General features: G+C 67.1%; 20 protein-coding genes. 9 read left to right on the top strand and 11 right to left on the bottom strand.

Translation table 11 applies throughout. The annotated features are described in order from the left end of the window. Positions 1-30: 30 nt before the first annotated feature. The gene (locus tag G6N32_RS27870) at positions 31-1,353 is read right to left on the bottom strand and encodes a sensor domain-containing diguanylate cyclase (RefSeq protein WP_232077392.1); all 1,323 of its coding nucleotides are present in this window, start codon (positions 1,351-1,353) and stop codon (positions 31-33) included. Positions 1,354-1,427: 74 nt separating this feature from the next. Continuing rightward, the gene (locus G6N32_RS27865; RefSeq protein WP_232077389.1) at positions 1,428-2,390 is read right to left on the bottom strand and encodes a GGDEF domain-containing protein; all 963 of its coding nucleotides are present in this window, start codon (positions 2,388-2,390) and stop codon (positions 1,428-1,430) included. A 289-nt stretch (positions 2,391-2,679) separates the two neighbouring features. Between G6N32_RS27865 and G6N32_RS27860 the strand changes: the two genes are divergently transcribed. After that, positions 2,680-2,949 (top strand): YdeI/OmpD-associated family protein, encoded by a 270-nt coding sequence (locus G6N32_RS27860; protein WP_115317976.1) that lies wholly within the window; start codon positions 2,680-2,682, stop codon positions 2,947-2,949. Here the strand turns inward: G6N32_RS27860 and G6N32_RS27855 are convergent. Beyond that, entirely contained in the window at positions 2,946-3,551 is a 606-nt protein-coding gene (locus G6N32_RS27855; protein ID WP_115317977.1) for a TetR/AcrR family transcriptional regulator C-terminal domain-containing protein, read from the bottom strand. The two genes, G6N32_RS27860 and G6N32_RS27855, sit on opposite strands and share 4 nt — an antisense overlap. A gap of 76 nt (positions 3,552-3,627) precedes the next feature. Between G6N32_RS27855 and G6N32_RS27850 the strand changes: the two genes are divergently transcribed. Genes G6N32_RS27850 through G6N32_RS27830 form a run of 5 tightly spaced genes read left to right on the top strand, consistent with a single transcriptional unit; the run spans position 3,628 to position 8,661 of the window. Beyond that, on the top strand, positions 3,628-4,611 hold the full coding sequence (locus G6N32_RS27850) for a nitrilase-related carbon-nitrogen hydrolase (protein ID WP_115317978.1): 984 nt from the start codon (positions 3,628-3,630) through the stop codon (positions 4,609-4,611). Continuing rightward, a complete protein-coding gene (locus G6N32_RS27845; RefSeq protein ID WP_115317979.1) occupies positions 4,608-6,278 on the top strand; it encodes an amidohydrolase in 1,671 nt (556 codons plus the stop codon). Before G6N32_RS27850 ends, G6N32_RS27845 begins: the two co-directional genes overlap by 4 nt. Then, positions 6,275-7,618: an APC family permease gene (locus G6N32_RS27840; protein WP_115317980.1), complete on the top strand. Its 1,344-nt coding sequence runs from the start codon at positions 6,275-6,277 to the stop codon at positions 7,616-7,618. The genes G6N32_RS27845 and G6N32_RS27840 overlap by 4 nt, the downstream gene beginning before the upstream one ends. Further along, on the top strand, positions 7,615-8,358 hold the full coding sequence (locus G6N32_RS27835; RefSeq protein ID WP_232077387.1) for a YqjF family protein: 744 nt from the start codon (positions 7,615-7,617) through the stop codon (positions 8,356-8,358). Before G6N32_RS27840 ends, G6N32_RS27835 begins: the two co-directional genes overlap by 4 nt. A gap of 27 nt (positions 8,359-8,385) precedes the next feature. After that, positions 8,386-8,661: a hypothetical protein gene (locus tag G6N32_RS27830; protein WP_115317982.1), complete on the top strand. Its 276-nt coding sequence runs from the start codon at positions 8,386-8,388 to the stop codon at positions 8,659-8,661. Positions 8,662-8,670: 9 nt separating this feature from the next. Here G6N32_RS27830 and G6N32_RS27825 read toward each other — a convergent pair whose 3' ends face one another. The 7 genes from G6N32_RS27825 to G6N32_RS27795 all read right to left on the bottom strand — a co-directional run bounded on the left by G6N32_RS27825 (position 8,671) and on the right by G6N32_RS27795 (position 13,110). Beyond that, positions 8,671-9,444, bottom strand: a complete 774-nt coding sequence (locus G6N32_RS27825; protein WP_115317983.1) for a cyclase family protein — start codon at positions 9,442-9,444, stop codon at positions 8,671-8,673. 29 nt (positions 9,445-9,473) lie between these two features. Beyond that, positions 9,474-10,307 (bottom strand): acyl-CoA thioesterase domain-containing protein, encoded by an 834-nt coding sequence (locus G6N32_RS27820; protein WP_232077386.1) that lies wholly within the window; start codon positions 10,305-10,307, stop codon positions 9,474-9,476. A 26-nt stretch (positions 10,308-10,333) separates the two neighbouring features. Continuing rightward, entirely contained in the window at positions 10,334-10,675 is a 342-nt protein-coding gene (locus tag G6N32_RS27815; protein WP_115317984.1) for a GNAT family N-acetyltransferase, read from the bottom strand. An 8-nt stretch (positions 10,676-10,683) separates the two neighbouring features. Next, positions 10,684-11,649, bottom strand: a complete 966-nt coding sequence (locus G6N32_RS27810) for a pirin family protein (RefSeq protein ID WP_115318952.1) — start codon at positions 11,647-11,649, stop codon at positions 10,684-10,686. Positions 11,650-11,677: 28 nt separating this feature from the next. Further along, positions 11,678-12,094 carry an EVE domain-containing protein gene (locus G6N32_RS27805; RefSeq protein WP_115317985.1) on the bottom strand — a complete coding sequence of 139 codons (417 nt, stop codon included), beginning with the start codon at positions 12,092-12,094 and terminating at the stop codon, positions 11,678-11,680. A gap of 58 nt (positions 12,095-12,152) precedes the next feature. Beyond that, entirely contained in the window at positions 12,153-12,434 is a 282-nt protein-coding gene (locus G6N32_RS27800; RefSeq protein WP_115317986.1) for a hypothetical protein, read from the bottom strand. 76 nt (positions 12,435-12,510) lie between these two features. Then, positions 12,511-13,110 (bottom strand): TetR/AcrR family transcriptional regulator, encoded by a 600-nt coding sequence (locus tag G6N32_RS27795; protein WP_102809770.1) that lies wholly within the window; start codon positions 13,108-13,110, stop codon positions 12,511-12,513. A 57-nt stretch (positions 13,111-13,167) separates the two neighbouring features. Between G6N32_RS27795 and G6N32_RS27790 the strand changes: the two genes are divergently transcribed. Next, on the top strand, positions 13,168-14,307 hold the full coding sequence (locus G6N32_RS27790) for a 3-ketosteroid-9-alpha-monooxygenase, oxygenase component (protein WP_115317987.1): 1,140 nt from the start codon (positions 13,168-13,170) through the stop codon (positions 14,305-14,307). Here G6N32_RS27790 and G6N32_RS27785 read toward each other — a convergent pair. Next, on the bottom strand, positions 14,304-14,714 hold the full coding sequence (locus G6N32_RS27785) for a WhiB family transcriptional regulator (RefSeq protein WP_115318953.1): 411 nt from the start codon (positions 14,712-14,714) through the stop codon (positions 14,304-14,306). The two genes, G6N32_RS27790 and G6N32_RS27785, sit on opposite strands and share 4 nt — an antisense overlap. Before the next feature lie 129 nt (positions 14,715-14,843). Here G6N32_RS27785 and G6N32_RS27780 point away from each other — a divergent pair, with 129 nt between their 5' ends. Then, positions 14,844-15,584, top strand: a complete 741-nt coding sequence (locus G6N32_RS27780) for a helix-turn-helix domain-containing protein (protein ID WP_115317988.1) — start codon at positions 14,844-14,846, stop codon at positions 15,582-15,584. Continuing rightward, positions 15,581-16,369: a C40 family peptidase gene (locus tag G6N32_RS27775; protein WP_115317989.1), complete on the top strand. Its 789-nt coding sequence runs from the start codon at positions 15,581-15,583 to the stop codon at positions 16,367-16,369. The genes G6N32_RS27780 and G6N32_RS27775 overlap by 4 nt, the downstream gene beginning before the upstream one ends. The last annotated feature ends 12 nt before the right edge of the window (positions 16,370-16,381 follow it).

Here is a 16,381-nt window from a genome sequence, read left to right as displayed (position 1 = left end):
CCTACGGGAAGTCTCGCTGTGATTGCGGAATCAATTTTGCCAGCTATGAGCCGAAGTGCTCAGTCCTTGGCTCTCGTCGAGTCCGGCAACGGCGTTTCGGCCGGCCTGTTTGGCTTGGTACATCGCGGCATCGGCCCGAGCGGTGACCGCCGCGCTCGATTCGCCGGGCGCGGACGAGGTGGCTCCGATGCTGAGGGTCGTGGTGATCGTCAGACCGAATTGGTGGATGGGTTCCGCGGCCAGAGCGCGAATCCGTTCACCGACTTCAACGGCCTTGCGGGTGCTCTCGACGCCTGGAAGCAGGATCAGTATCTCGTCGCCGCCGATCCGGCCCACGGTGTCTTCCAGATGGACACACTCGCGCATTCTGGCGGCGATCGTCGAGAGCACGGCGTCTCCCACGGCGTGACCCCAGGTGTCGTTGATCTGTTTGAAGTGATCGATATCGCAGTACAGGACGCCCAGTCGGGCCTGGGGGTCCTTCAGCGCAGCGTCGAAGCGGGCCAGCGTCGCGCCGCGGTTCACCAAACCGGTCACGCTGTCGATGCGGGCGAGTTCGCGCAGCCGGTTGCGCATGTCGTCCACGGCAGCCGAGATCTCCGCGATCTCACGGGGACCGCCCTGGCCGATGGGCTGGTCGTAATCACCGTCGGCCACTGCCCGCACCGAGCGAACCAACCGCGAGACGGGCTGGGTGAGCATGCGTCGCACCGTGAGGATGCACCCGACGACGCTGATCACCAGGAGACTCAGTGCGACCCACTGGCTGTTGCTCGCGGTGCGGAGCACCGAGCGGATGTGTTCGATCTCCTCGGTGATGAGCTTGTCGAGCCGGGCGTTGACTGCGCGGAAACGTTCTCGGAGCGGGTCGAACAGGTTCTTCGCGTCGAGGACCATCTGATTGAGCAGGGCGCGCGGCACCGATCCGGTTTTCAGGGCGGCGATCTGCGGGTCGGCCGCCCTGCTCTTCCATATCGCGGCGAGGGCCACCTCTTCGGAGAACAGCGCCCGCAGGTCGTCGGCGTACGGCATGCCGACCAGCTCCCGATCAAGTTGGGGGACCAGGCGGTTGACCGTGGCCGTTGCGGCTTCATACAGATCGAGCGCGATCGGGTTGCCGGTCAACAGATACGCCCGCTGTCCGGTCTCTTGGTCGACAAACGCGCGACTCAGTTCAGAGCTTTGGTTCCTGATCGGGATCAGCCGATCACCGAGGTTGTGTAGCGCGTCGCCGACCGTGATTCGACCCGCGATCGACGCCGTCATCGACGCGACGAACACCAGCGTGATGGCGCCGACGGAACAGAAGATCAGCGCTCGCAGTGATGGCCGCCGCCTGCTCGAACTAGCCACAGCGTCGACCCTAAGCCACGCAGGTCAGCGCAGACCGGCTCAAACCTGACCGCCGCGCCGGAGCGCGTCATGCGTCAGCGGTCGACGCGGGCGGGTCGGCTGATTCGCGTCTGGTTGCCGCCGGCCCGCTTGGCTGCATACATGGCGGCATCGGCCGCACGGATCAGATCGTCCATCGAGGTGACGCTCTCCCATCGCACGATGGCCGCGCCGACGCTGGCGGTCACCGGTTGGGGCAACGCCGCGATCGCCAGGCACAGCTGGGCGGGTAGTTCCTCGGCCAGTTCGGCGGGCACGGCGTCGACCACGATGAACTCCTCGCCGCCGAACCGCCCGATGATCGCCGAGCTGTTGCTGTTTTCGCGAAGCGCCCAGCCGACGGCGGTCAGAGCCTGGTCGCCGGCGATGTGGCCGTAGGCGTCGTTGAGTTTCTTGAACTCGTCGAGATCGATCATCACAGCGACCAGGTGAAGCTCGTTTGCGGGCGATGTGAGCAGCAGCGCGGCCCGTTCATAGAAGGCACGCCGATTCAGCACACCGGTGAGCGGGTCCTGGTGGGAGCGCACCACATCGGCACCCATGGTGCGCATCACCGCCTGAATCGCCAAGGGGACGGCGAGGTTCAGTTCGACGACCAGCCACCACCCCGCGGCGGCGACGGCCCAGCCGTAGTTCTGGACCACGCGTAGTGCGCACAGCGCACCGACGGCCATCCCGAGAACGACGATGAACGTGATCGCCTTCGAGTTGTGGAAGAACGCGGCATAGCCGCCGACGACGGCCATGCCGGTGCAGCCCATCAGGGCGACCATGGGATAGGTCTGCATGACGCAGCCGACGGCGATGAGCGAACTGCCGAAGCAGGCCATTCGCAGCGATTGCCGTCGGCTCAGCCAGCCGCGCAGCCACAGGGTGGTGTAGGTGATTCCGGTGAGCACCGCGGCGCCGCCGAATGTCCACGCCCAGACCGTCGGCACGTTGCGCATGGTCGGGGTGGCTGCGCCCATCAAGATCAAGCCCGCCGAGATCAGAGCCATCAACACCTTGGTCGGCCACGCCAGTCCGCGTGCCCTCAAATACCCGGACAGCCATTCGAACTGGTCGGGTAACCGCCACCATCGTGCGAGCGGCCCCCCTGGTTGGTTGCCCGGTCCAGAGGCCCGCTGGTCATTCACCGCGCCGCCCCTCCCTGCATGGCGTTCACGGTAGCCCGAGCAAATCGGTAGCGAGGCGAAATATCAACGGTCACAGAAAATAAATCCTGCGTGAGCCGACTCGCGCGCCGGGTGCTGTCGATACCGGCGCAGGACTGGCTAACCTGTTTGAATGGGCACGCAAACGGTCCGCGGCGGAGTGGTGCACGAGCTTCCGGCAGATTTGCGGACTGCGCTGCTGGGCAACGACACCGCGCTGGCGGCCTGGAACGACATCACTCCCCTCGCGCGCAACGAGTTCATCTGCTGGGTCGAGGACGCCAAGCAGCAGAAGACCCGCGAGCGGCGGATCCGCCGCACCCAGGAGGAGCTGGAAGAGGGTATGCGCCGGCCCTGTTGCTGGCCGGGTTGCAAGCACCGTGAGCGAACCGGCAAACCTTAGCCGCGTGGTGTGAGGCCGCGCAGCAGTACCGCCAACCCGTACTCGAATGCGTCGTCGGCTCGGGCGGGCTTGGGCGCTCCGGTCGCCAGCGCGGCGGCCAGCTCGGGCCCGACCTCCGCACCTGATTCCCACGGCTCCTCCGGCGCGGCCAGATCCAGTGCGGAACCCAGGACGAAGCAGTCCATCAAGGTGATGGCCCGCAGTGTGTCGGCGGCGTCGAACCCGGCGCGGTGCAGGGTCACCGCCAACATGTTGTACATCCGGATGGCGTGGCTGCTGTTCACCGCGTAGGCCGTCAGCAGGGGAATCAGCCGCGGGTACCGGGCATAGCTGCGGCGGTAGGAGCGCAATATGTCGGCAACCGCCTCAGCCCATGGTCGATCCGGTTGGTCGTCGGGAAGCTGCACCTCGGACATCGCGCGCTCCCGCAGCAGCTCGACAATCTGACCCCGGCCCGACACGTGGTTGTACAGAGATGACGGGCTGACCTGCAATTTCCGCGCCAGATCGGGCATGGTGAATTCGCCGGTGGCACGGACCAGGTCCATGGCGGCCGACGCGATCCGGTCGGTCGACAACAGTGGTGTCGGCGGACGGCCCATCGAAGTCTCGCTTCCTCTTGCGAAGAATTATGAGCCAGTTCACACTAAAACGAAATAGATTCGTTTTAGGAGTTCGATGATCACCTTGACTGCCCGCGCGCCTGAACCGCTGTCCCGGTCGGCGCCCTCGCAGCGCCCGCCGCTGCGGGTCGGCCTGGTCCAGCACCGGTGGCGACCGGACCGCGTGGAACTCCTGGCCACGCTGCGTGCCGGCATCGACACGGCCGCCGGTGAGGGTGCGTCGGTCGTCTTCCTGCCGGAGATCACCCTGCTGCGCTATCCGGCAGACCGCCCGGCCGGCGCCAACCCGGCGGCACTGGCCGAGGATCTGGAAAACGGCCCCACCTTCGAGCTGGCGGCGAGCGCGGCGCGGGCCAACGGGATTTTTGTGCACGCCTCGCTCTACGAGCGCACCCCCGATCTGCACGACGGACTGGGCTACAACACCGCGATCCTGGTCTCCCCCGGCGGGGAACTCGTCGGCCGGACCCGCAAGCTGCACATCCCGATCTCGGCCGGCTATTACGAAGACACCTACTTCCGGCCCGGCCCCGCCGCCGACCCGTATCCGGTCTACGCGCCAGACGAATTGGACGCCCGCATCGGAATGCCGACCTGCTGGGACGAATGGTTCCCCGAGGTCGCCCGGAATTACTCCCTCGCCGGTGCCGAGGTGGTCGTCTACCCCACCGCCATCGGATCCGAGCCGGTCTTTCCCGACTTCGACACCCGGCCGCTCTGGCAACAGGTCATCGTGGCCAACGGCATCAATAGCGGGCTGTTCATGGTGGTGCCCAATCGGGTCGGCGACGAAGGGACCGTGACGTTCTACGGCTCCTCCTTCATCTCCGACCCCTACGGCCGGGTGCTGGTGCAGGCACCGCGCGACGAGGAGGCCATCCTGATCGCCGATCTGGACCTCGACCAGCGCCGAGACTGGTTGGAGCTCTTCCCTTTTCTGCTGACCCGACGTCCTGACACCTATGCCGCGCTGACCCGGCCAGTGGCCGCCGACGAGCCGTACGGCGCCGGTCACGCCGCGACGGCGGTGGTCAAATGAGCTCGACGCTGTTCACCGGTGGTGTGGTGTGGACCGGTATGGGACAGGAATCCGATGCCCTTCTGGTGACCGATGGGGTCGTCCGTGCGCTGGGTGCGCAGGCCCGAGAACTGGCAGCCGGCTTGGACTGTGAGCACGTCGACCTCGCCAACGGGTTCCTGATGTCGTCGTTCGGCGACGGCCACGCACATCCGCTGTACGGCGGGCTGGAAGCAGTCGGGCCGCCGGTCCGCAGCTGCGGCACCATCGACGAAATCGTAACTGCTGTCAAGGTTTATGCCGAGGAACACCCGGACGAGGAATGGATCGTCGGCGCCTCCTACGATGGCAGCCTGGCCGAGGGCGGACTGTTCGACGCCCGATGGCTCGATGCCGCGGTGCCCGATCGGCCGGTGGTGTTGCGAGCGTGGGACTACCACACGGTGTGGTGCAACACCGCGGCCATCGAGCGGGCCGGCATCACCGCCGACACACCGGACCCGGTGCTCGGTGAGATCCCCCGCCGACCGGACGGCTCGATACTGGGCACGTTGCGGGAATGGGGCGCAACGGATCTGGTGATGAACGTGATGCCGCCGCGCGACGAGCGGCAGCGCATCGGCGCACTCGGCACCGCCGCCGACTACTACCTCGCCCGCGGTGTCACCTGGGTACAGGACGCCTGGGTCGAACCCGGTGACGTCGCCACCTATGTCGAAGCGGCTCGCCAGGGCGCCCTGCGCATGCGGTTCAACCTGGCGTTGTACGCCGACCCGCGGCACTTCGATTCGCAGGTAACCCAATTCGCCGAGTCACGACGTGCGGTCGAAGAGGCCGGATCTCCCCTGCTGACGGCGAACACGGTGAAGTTCTTCGCCGATGGCGTCGTCGAGAACGAGACCGGTGCGCTGCTGGCGCCGTACTGCTCCGGGCTGCACAGCCATTCCAGGGGGCAGGAGCGGAGCGACTCGGGGGGAAACCGGGGTATGCAGAACTGGGAGGGCGACTCGCTGGCCGAGGCGGCACGCCGGGTCGACGAGCTCGGACTGCAGATCCATATCCACGCCATCGGCGACGCCGCCGTCCGCCAGGCCCTCGACGCCATCGAGTACACCGTGTCACGCAACGGGATTCGCGATCGCAGGCCGGTCATCGCCCACGTTCAGCTGGTGGATGACACCGACATCGGGCGGTTCGCGGAGCTTGGCGTCATCCCCAACATGCAGCCGCTGTGGGCGCAGATGGATGCGTTGATGACGGTGCTGACCATCCCCCGGCTCGGCGTCGAACGCAGCGACCGGCAGTACCAGATGCAGACGCTGAACCGATCCGGTGCGGCGCTGGCGTTCGGCTCGGATTGGCCGGTGTCCTCTGGTGCCCCACTCGACGGCATCGCGGTGGCGACGTCCCGGCTCACTGCCGAAGGCCAGCCGGAAGGTGGTTGGACACCGCACGAGATCGTGCCGATCGAGCGCGCGCTGTCGTCGTACACCGGAGCCGTTGCCTACCAGGCCTACGCCGAAAACACCTGGGGAGTGATCATTCCCGGTGCCAGTGCCGACCTGGTGTGGCTCGACCGAGATCCGCGGAACACACCGCCGCTGGATCTGCCGGGCGTGGGCATCCACGCCACCTACTTGCGCGGTGCGCAGGCCTACCGGGCTGACGAAGGAAAGGTACGACCATGACCGCGGAATTCATCACCGGCCCCCACGAGGGGCACCTGAAACGAGCGCTCGGCCTGCCGTCGCTCGTGCTGTTCGGCTTGGTCTACATGGTCCCGCTGACGGTGTTCACCACCTATGGCATCGTCACCGAGACCTCGGGCGGCCGGCTGCCGCTGGCCTACATCGTCACGCTCATCACGATGGTGTTCACCGCGCTGTCCTACGCGCGGATGGCGGCGGCGATTCCGGTCGCCGGTTCGGCATACACCTACACGCAGCGCACTTTTGGCGCCCCCGTCGGCTTCCTGGCCGGGTGGTCGCTGCTGCTGGACTACCTGTTCCTGCCGATGCTGAACTATCTGGTCATCGGGCTCTACCTCAACGCGGCGCTGCCCGCGCTACCCGCCTGGGTCATCGTCGTCGTGTCGATAGCGATCGTCACGGTGCTCAACATCATCGGCATCGTGTCTGTCGCAAGGGCCAACTTCCTCATCATCGCCATCCAGGCGATCTTCATCGTGGTCTTCGTCGCCCTCGCGATCGCCAAGACCACCGGGTACGGAACCGTCGACCTACTGGCGCCTTTCACCGGTGATGGCACAGCGGGCGGCATGAGCCCGATCCTGGCCGGCGCGGCGATCCTGTGTCTGTCGTTCCTCGGGTTCGACGCCGTCTCCACGCTGTCGGAGGAGGCCCGCGACGCCAAGCGCACGGTGCCGCAGGCGATCATGATCGCGACGATCGTCTCGGGGATCATCTTCATCCTGCTGTCGTATGTGTCGCAGCTGGTGTTCCCGTCCAACAAGTTCGCCGACGTGGACACCGGTTCGACCGACGTGATGCTGGCCGCGGGCGGGGCGTTCGTCAACACGTTCTTCACCGCGGCGTACGTGGCCGGTGCACTCGGTTCGGCGCTGACCTCGCAGGCGTCGGTCGCCCGAATCCTGTATGCGATGGGCCGCGACGGCATCCTGCCCCGCAAGGTGTTCGGGCATGTGTCCGCCAAGTACAGCACCCCGGTGTACGCCATTTTGACGGTCAGCGTCATCTCGCTGCTCGCGATCTGGATCGATCTGACCATCCTGGCGTCGGTCGTCAGTTTCGGTGCGCTGGTGGCGTTCTCGGTGGTGAACCTGTCGGTGATCAAGCACTACTTCGTCGACATGCGGGAACGCAACATCCTGCTCAACGTGATCGCGCCGGTGATCGGCTTCCTACTCACCGCCTGGCTGTGGACCAGCCTGTCGGGTAGCGCGCTGACAATCGGGTTGATCTGGCTCGCAATAGGATTCGTCTGGCTGTTGGTGGTCACTCACGGATTCCGTCGGCCCACCCCGGTGTTGGACCTGGAATACGAGTGAGCCCACAGGACTCGGACCCGCTGGCCGGCTACCCCGTCACCGCCCCGCCGCTGCGGGGGCGGGTGTGGTTCGACCAGAGCTGGCTGGATCTGACGTTCCTGCACTGGCCGGTGCGCCCCGCCGACATCGCGTACCTCTACCCCGCCGGCGCCCGCCCGGACGTCTTCGACGGCATGAGCTATGTCGGGTTGGTGCCGTTCCGGATGGGTTACACCGCAGTCGGCTCGACCCCGCCGGTGCCCTACTTCGGTTCCTTCCCCGAAACCAACGTGCGGCTCTATTCGGTGGACGACGCGGGCCGGCACGGCGTGCTGTTCCGCTCGCTGGAATCCGCACGACTGGCAGTGGTCCCGGCGATCCGCATCGGCATGGGCATCCCCTACACCTGGGCCCGGATGCGGATCACCCGGACATCGGATCAGATCAGCTACGACAGTGTCCGGCGCTGGCCGCAACGCGGGCTGCGCAGCCGGGTGACGGTGTGCCCGGGCGAACTGGTCGAGCCGACCGCGTTGGAGACCTGGCTGACCGCGCGCTGGGGCGCGCACACCCGCAAGGCCGGCCGGACCTGGTGGGTGCCCAACTATCACGGCCCGTGGACTCTGCAGTCGGCGAGGCTGGTGGACCTCGACGACCAACTGGTCGCGGCTGCCGGGGTGTGCACGGCCGGGGAACCGCTGCGGGCGCTCTACTCCCCCGGCATGCGAACCCAGTTCGGCCGTCCGATCGCGGTCGGCTGAGACGCCGCTCGCAGTAAGCTCACAGCCATGGCTGTGCGGGTACGGATCTTGAGGGCGCTGATGGCCGCCGCCTGCGGCGCGCTGTTCGTGGCCGCACCCGTCGTTGTCGCCGCCCCGGCCAACGCCTGCCCCACCGGGCATCTGGCTGATCCGATCACCGGACAGTGCTACGTGGCCAACGGTGTCCCGAGTGTGGGTGGCATCCCGTGCATCCCCGGCAAGTCGATGGGGACCTGCCTGGGGATTCTGCAGAATCAGTCGCCGCGCGGCGGCGGACCGCCGGTCGGCGGCCCCTGGCCCTGACCAGTCGGGTCAGTCGTCGAAGATCGCGACCGCGCGGGTCCATCCCGCCGACGCCGCGTGGACTTTCACCGGGAAGCACGACACCTCAAAGCCGTTGGGCGGCAACGACTCCAGATTGTGCAGCTTCTCGATATGCGAGTAGCCGACCGTGCGCCCGGCGCGGTGGCCTTCCCAGATGATCGACGCGTCGTGGTCCTGGGCGTACCGCTGGGCGGTGTAGGAGAACGGCGCATCCCAGCTCCAGGCATCGGTTCCGGTGAGCCGCACGCCGCGCTCGAGCAGGTACAGGGTGGCGTCGCGGCCCATGCCGCAGCCGGTCCCGACGTAATCAGGGTGTCCGTAGCGGGTACCCGCGCTGGTGTTGACCAGCACGATCTCCAGCGGTGCCAGGCTGTGCCCGATGCGATCCAGCTCGGCCTCCACGTCCGCCGCGGTCACCACGTAACCGTCCGGGAAGTGGCGGAAGTCGAGCTTGACCGCGGGCTGCAGGCACCACTCCAGCGGGACCTCGTCGATGGTGATGGCGCGCTTGCCGCCGTCCATCGTCGACGCGTAGTGGTACGGCGCGTCGAGATGGGTGCCGTTGTGGGTGGTGATCCGGACCCGTTCGATCGCCCACCCTTCACCGTCGGGAAGATCGTCGACGGTCGCGCCGGGGAAGAACGACACCACCTCGGCGGCGGTCTGTTTGTGGTCGTAGTAGTCGATCTCCGGGAGATGCCCCGGCGGGTCCGAGGCGATGCCGGCCTGCAGCGGGACGGAGATGTCGACGAACCTTCTCATCGGACCCCTTTACGTTCTGGGACGGAACGTTACGCCCTGGGGTGGAAGGATTCGACCGGGTTCACCAGGCCGACGGTGATCGCGTTTCCGATCTGCCCGTGTGCGTCGAACACCGCGACCGCACCGCACGCGATGCCGTCGTTGCTGTTGTGCGACGTGGCCGCCAGGCCGATGTAGTCCCCGATCGGCTCGCGAGCCAAGGTCAGCGTGTAGTCGGCGTTGATGTAGCGCAAACCGCCTGTGCCCCAATGGGATGTCGCACTGGCCGCGTCAGCGGCCATCGCAACGGTGACGAACGGGGAGGTCACCTCGCCTTCTACGAGCTCGCGGACCTGCCGGATCCAGGCGTACTTGGGCCCGGTGGCGTCGTGCCATTCGGTGAAGGCCATCGCACCGCCGGACTCGCCCTGTCCGCCATAACCCCAGACGAACATCATCAGATCGTCGGGCAGCGGACCGGGATCCGGCGGCAGCGGCGGCATCGTCACCGGCGAGGACCAGATGTCGCCGGCCGGATGCTCACCGCGGCGCAGGAACATCGCACTGGCTCGGGACACCACGGTGTCGTTCTGGATGAGTTCGGCGTCGACCAGCCGGATGCGACGGCCTTCGCGGCGCATGGTGGTCCGCACTTCCAGGGGCGTGACCGCGGTGGGCCGAAGCAGGTCGACGGTCAGCCGGGCCGGTACGAATCCGGGGGCGCCGCCCACCTGCTCCAAGGCACGCGCCAGGATGCCGCCCACGACGTGACCGCTGATCGTGGGACCCCAGGGCCCCTGCGATGCCGGGCCGGGCAGCAGCACGTCGCCGTCCGACACCAGATACGCCCGCGATGCGCCCGCCGAGTCGCCCAGATCCGTCACGAGGTCACACGATAGCGGCGGTGGATTCAGCTGCTCAGCACCTGCTGCAGATAGCGCTCGGTATCCGCGGAGGCGGGGTCCGTCACGTCGTCGAACTCCGGATGTTTCTCGATGTACTTCGCGACCATCGGGCACACCGCCACGATGCGCAGCCCGGCGTCGCGGGTGGCGGTCAGCGCCTCGCCGACCATGATGCTGGCCAGTCCGCGTCCTTCGAACGCGTCCTCGACCTCGGTGTGGTGGAAGATCCGTTGACCGTCGTGGTCAACGAAGTCGGCCACGCCGACCTGCTCGCCCTCGACGGTGATGGTGAAGTGGTCCTTACCGGCGGTGACCGTGGTGTCGGCGCCGGTTTTGTCGTGTGTCATGGAACTCCTCAGGTTCGGCGGCGCGGCCGCAATCGGATGGCGGGTAGCGCGGGTGCCGGCAATCGCTGGACCGAACCCGAGTACCCACTGACGGCGCCAAAGCGATCGTCGCCGCTTTCCCACTCCCCGCGGTACTCGACGATCTCGTCGTGGCTGCGGCCGACGAAGTTCCACCACATCAACAGTTCCTCGGTAAACGGCGTCCCGCCCAGGAGCAGCAGCCGGGCGGCCAGGCCGGCTGCATTGTGCAGCCGGAGCATGGTCGACCCGGTTCCGAGGTAGGCCAGCTGCCCTGACTGAAGCACCCGCCCGGCCACTTCCACCCGGCCGAGGTCGAGCAGGACGCCGTGTTCGAAGGCGGGGTCGACGTCGAGGTCGAGGGTGCAGCCGGCGGCCAGGTCGACCTGGGCGCCGACCAGCGGTGTGAAAGTGTGCACCGGAGAGCGCTGGCCGGCCAGCTCACCGAGGAACACCCGGATGGATGCGTCCCCGCGCGAAAACGGCTCGGGGACATAGTGATCGAAATCCCGGTCGGCGTTGCGATCCGCATCCGGCAGCGCCACCCACAGCTGTGCGCCGTGCAGGATCGTGGTCGACGGCGTCGACACCTCCGAGTGGCAGATCCCCGCCCCGGCGGTCATCAGGTTCAGTTCGCCCGGGCGGACGATCTGGTGCACACCGGCGCTGTCGCGGTGCTCGATCTCGCCGCTGAACAACCAGCTGACGGTCTGCAGGCCGCTGTGCGGGTGCGGTGGCACATCCATGCCGACTGCCTCGCGGACATCGTGCGGGCCGTAATGATCGGCGAAACACCAAGCGCCGATCAGCGAGCGCTCACGTTGGGGCAGGGTCCGGCGCACCGGAAGCGCACGAGGACCGCCGAGCGGGACCTCGCGGGGTTCGAGCACTTCGACACCGTCGAATGTCGTTGCACTGCAGGGCACTTCACGTGGAGCGGTCTCGAGGTTGCTCACCACCCCGAGCTTACCCGCGGCCCGTTGCTCAGGCCGCGAGCTGCTGCGTCATCGCCGAGCGGATGAGCTGGAAGTCCGGTTCCTCGATGCGGAACACCCCGAACCGGAACTTGTAGCCCCAGCGCCGCGGATCGACGATGAACTCCAGCCGGTCCAGCAGGGGACGGATGGGTGTCGCCGTGCAGGGCAGGAACTCCATGGCGCGCCGCCACGGGTGCGACGGCTGCTCCTGGTACGGCTCGTCGTCGGTGACCCGCCCGATCGCGGTGAACGCCTGTAGCGACTCCCCGTGCTCGAGTGCGGTTTTCGGCGAATAGAAGACAATCCAATCGCCACGGGCCATTTTCCGGAGCATGTGCGGCTTGCCATGGTTGGCCTGAGTAAAGCCGCCGGCGACACCGCGTTGTACGTGGTCGGCGCTGACGGTATTGATCCAGTACGTCATGGACTCACGCTAGGTCGAGGGTCCGACAGGTTCGCGACGCTCGACGGCGGCTCCCCCGCTAGTCGGCGCGGGCGTCGGACGATGGGCCGCGACCGTCGGCGGAGATGTCCGGCGCGAACAGCTCCGGGCTCATCGACGGGTCGACCGGCTCGTGATGCGGCACCTCCGCCGTCTCACTGGCGGCCGCTCGCTTGTGATCAGCGCGCCAGTCGCGCAACAACAACACGATGCCGGCGACCGCGAGCACGACCACCGCGACAGCCGCGTAGGTGCTGTCGGTCAGCACCGCCACCACCAGTGCGATCAACCCGGCCAGGGCCACCACGACCACGATCCGCACCCGCGCGCCTCCCAACGATTGCCAGTCGACACAGTTCTATCGCCCCACCCACTCCCCTGCCCGGGAATTGCCGCAGTCAGCGAGTCGCGGGCGCCGGCACCGGTGCGGCGGTCAGCATCGCGGCGAGCATCGTCACGATCTCCTCGAGACTGTCGGCATCGGTGTCGCCGGATTCCACCCGCCGCTCGTGGTCGGCGAGCAGGGCGAACATCGCGGTGGCGACGGCTCCGACCCGGTTCTCCCGAGCACTGCGGTCCTTCAGCGGAACCAGCCTGGCCAGCGCGTCGAGGATCCGTGGCCAGGCCGACTCCGCGGGACTCTGCGGTTCCCGGTTCAGCCGGATCCGCACCACTTCGAGGAACCGCGCGTAATGAGTGCCTTCACTGTGGAAGAACGGCCCGACCAGGATTCGCAGCACGGCGTGCGCGTCGGCCATCTGCTCACCTGACATTCGGTCCAGCAGGGCTTGCCGCTCGACTTCCATCGGGGTCAGCCGCCGGGCGACGACCGCGTCGATGAGGTCCTGCCTGCTGCGGAAGTAGTAGTTGACCGCGGAGTTGTTGCGTTGGCCGGCGGCCACCGCGATCTCGCGTAGCGGCACCTCGAATCCGTGCTCGGCGATCAGCCGTTCGGCGGCGTCGAGCAGTACTTCCCGAGATCGGGCACCGCGGTCCACGTCGAGCAGTCTAAATCAATGCTAGGCAGTTTTAAGCACATGTGCTTAAATGAGCGCATGAACCAGATCCGGGAGATCGACCCCGGCACGCCGATGACGCGTTACGCGCGCGGTTGGCACTGCCTGGGCCTGGCAGAGGATTTCCGCGATGGCAAGCCGCACGGCATCAATGCGTTCGGCGGCAAGCTGGTGGTGTACGCCGACTCACACGGCGACATCCACGTGCTCGACGGCTACTGCCGGCACCTGGGTGCCGACCTGGCCATGGGCACGGTCAAGGGCGACAATCTGGCGTGTGCGTTCCACGACTGGCGCTGGAACGGCGCGACCGGCCGTTGTGTCGAAATTCCCTATGCGCGAAGGGTTCCCAAGCTCGCGCGCACCCGCAAGTACCAGACCCTCGAGGTCAATGGGCAGCTGCTGATGTGGCACGACCCGGAGGGCTCCACGCCGCCGGCAGAACTCACCCCGCCGACGATCGAGGGCTACGACGAGGGTCAGTGGTCGAAGTGGGCATGGAACTCGATGATCATCGAGGGCGCGCACTGCCGCGAGATCGTCGACAACAACGTCGACATGGCGCACTTCTTCTACATCCACTACGCCTACCCCACGTTCTTCAAGAACGTCTTCGAAGGCCACACCGCCAGCCAGTACATGGAATCCAAGGGGCGCCAGGACTTCACCGAGCACCCGGAGCGGCTCTGGGAGGGCACCAAGCTGCGCTCGGAGGCCACCTACTTCGGACCGTCGTACATGATCAACTGGTTGCACAACGACCTCGGGCCGGACTTCACCGTGGAATCGGTGCTGATCAACTGCCATTACCCGATCGACCAGAACTCGTTCATGCTGCAGTTCGGCGTGTCGGTGCAGAACATGCCGGGGCTGTCGGACGAGAAGGCGGCCAAGCTCGCCCAGTCGTATTCGAAGATCTACGAGGTCGGCTTCCTCCAAGACGTCGAGATCTGGAAGCACAAGACGCGGATCGAGAATCCGCTGCTGTGCGAGGAAGACGGCGCGCTGTACCAGTACCGGCGGTGGTACGAGCAGTTCTACGTCGACGCCGCCGATGTCACCGCGGACATGACCGACCGCTTCGAGCTCGAGGTGGACACCACCCACGCCTACGACGTATGGCAGCGCGAGGTCGACGAGAACATGCAAAAGCGTTCTGAGGCAGTCACTTCCGGCTAGGCTGCGGTGCGCGGCCGGCCCAGCGGAAGATGCACGACGGTCGCCACCTGGGCCGGCAGCGGTTCACTGCGGGCCAGTAGTTCGGCGCTTTCCGGCAGTTCGCGCGGGTTGAGTTGGCCGTCGGCGATGCGCCGCAGGATCTCGTGCGCGTGCGCCAGTTGATGGCGCTTGCGGTACTGGCCGCCGGGCAGTTTGATCCCGGCCCACACCCCGTATTCCTCACCGCTCTCGACGGCGCTGCGGGCGCAGGCGCGCTGTTGGGCCAGCGGGCACCGGCGTAGGCAGATGGTCCGGGCGCGGGTCGCGGACTGTTCGTAGACGCGCGCCTTGGCCGCACCGTCGCTGGCGTCGTCGTCGGCATAGCCGAACCACAGATCGGGCTCGACCGAGCATGGGCGGTAGTTCATCGGAGCCTCCTTGGCCGGATTCATTGACGAAAGCGTATATGCGCCACTCCGGCGACGCAAGAGGAACGTAGAAAGAAACGTATAAACCGATAGGGCTGTGTACGATCCGTATATGGCTGGAGCCCCACCGTGAGCCGAGAGGCGGCGGGCGCAGCCATCCGGACTCTGCGCGAGGCGAGGGACTGGTCGCTGGCCGAGTTGGCCGCCGCCACCGGGGTCAGCATCATGGGCCTGAGCTTCCTGGAGCGCGGAGTCCGCAAGCCACACAAAGGCACAGTTCAGAAGGTTGAAAACGGGTTGGGGCTGCCGCCTGGCACCTATGCGCGACTTGTCGTGGCCGACGATCCAGCCGCCGAGATCGCCCCATTCCTGACCGACGGGCCGGCCCAATCAGCGCCGCCGCGGACCGCCACCGGCATCGTCGTCAACCGGCACAGCGACGCCGATGTGCTCGAGGCGCATGCCGAAGCGCACCTGGAATCGCTGAACTCGTTGATAGCCCGCCTGCCAGCGGAGACGTCAAACGAATATGAAACGTATATTCAGTCCGTGATCGAGCAATGCGTGAAGGCCGAGCTGCTGGCCGCCAACTCCTGGCGCGTCGCGGTCAACGCCGGGGCCGAATCGGTGGACCGCCTGATGACCCATCTCAAGTCCCTGGAAGCGATTCGGAGCGGGCTGCTGGCCCGCATGCCCGGCAGTATCTGCGCGCGGTTCGACCAGGCGTGTGCCCGCTCGGAGCTTCCCGAGCCGGTGATCGCGACACTGATCGGGGTCGACGTCGAGCAGCTGTGGGACATCCGCAACCGCGGGGCCATCCCGCCGGGGGTCCTGCCCCGGGTGCGGGCGTTTGTCGAGGAGCGGTCGTGACCGCCTCCGAGGTGGAGATCCTGAGCCGCGCCCACGCGCTGTTCGCCGGCCGGCAGGCGGTTGGGGAGCTCAATGCGGCACCCGCTGCGTTGCCGTACCCGGGCGAGGGGTTGCCCACGGCCTATCACCGGGGGGTCGAACGCCGACGCACCGAACTCGAGGGTGCCCGCCGGGTCGACGCCGAGGTGTCGGCAATCCTGGCCCGTGTTCAGCGCGATCACCGGGAGGCTCAGCGGCAGACCCGTGCCGTGCTCGACGCCGCCCATGCTGATGCCGCCGCCATCCCGGACAGCCCGGTCGCCCAACGAGAGTTCATGCGGCGCAGGGCTGCTCGGCTGCGCACCCAGCACGCCCACGTCCTTGCCGCCCGCCGTAGAGCCCGGCGCCGCCTCGCGCTGTTGCGCGCGCTGGGATATCGCCGTGGGCACCGCCGGCTGCCGGCACCGAATTCGCGAGCCGCACTGGCGGTGCGCGCCGCGCTGTCACGGCTGGGGTGTCCGTACGTGTGGGGAGCGACCGGCCCGGATCGCTTCGACTGTTCAGGCCTGGTGAAGTGGGCCTACGCGCAGGCGGGGGTGCCACTGCACCGCACCACCTACGACCAGATCAACGACGGTATTCCGGTGCCGCGTTCCCACATTCGCCCCGGTGATCTGGTGTTCCCGCATGCCGGCCATGTCCAGATGGCGATCGGCAACGGACTGGTGGTCGAGGCGCCCTACTCCGGTGCCAACGTCCGGATCAGTCGACTGGGTTCCGACATAGCGATCCGCCGGCCGGTGTAGCCGAGTGGTGAG

Source organism: Mycolicibacterium aichiense, from assembly GCF_010726245.1.
Classification (GTDB): Bacteria; Actinomycetota; Actinomycetes; order Mycobacteriales; family Mycobacteriaceae; genus Mycobacterium; species Mycobacterium aichiense.
This window is presented reverse-complemented; position numbering and strand designations above follow the sequence as displayed.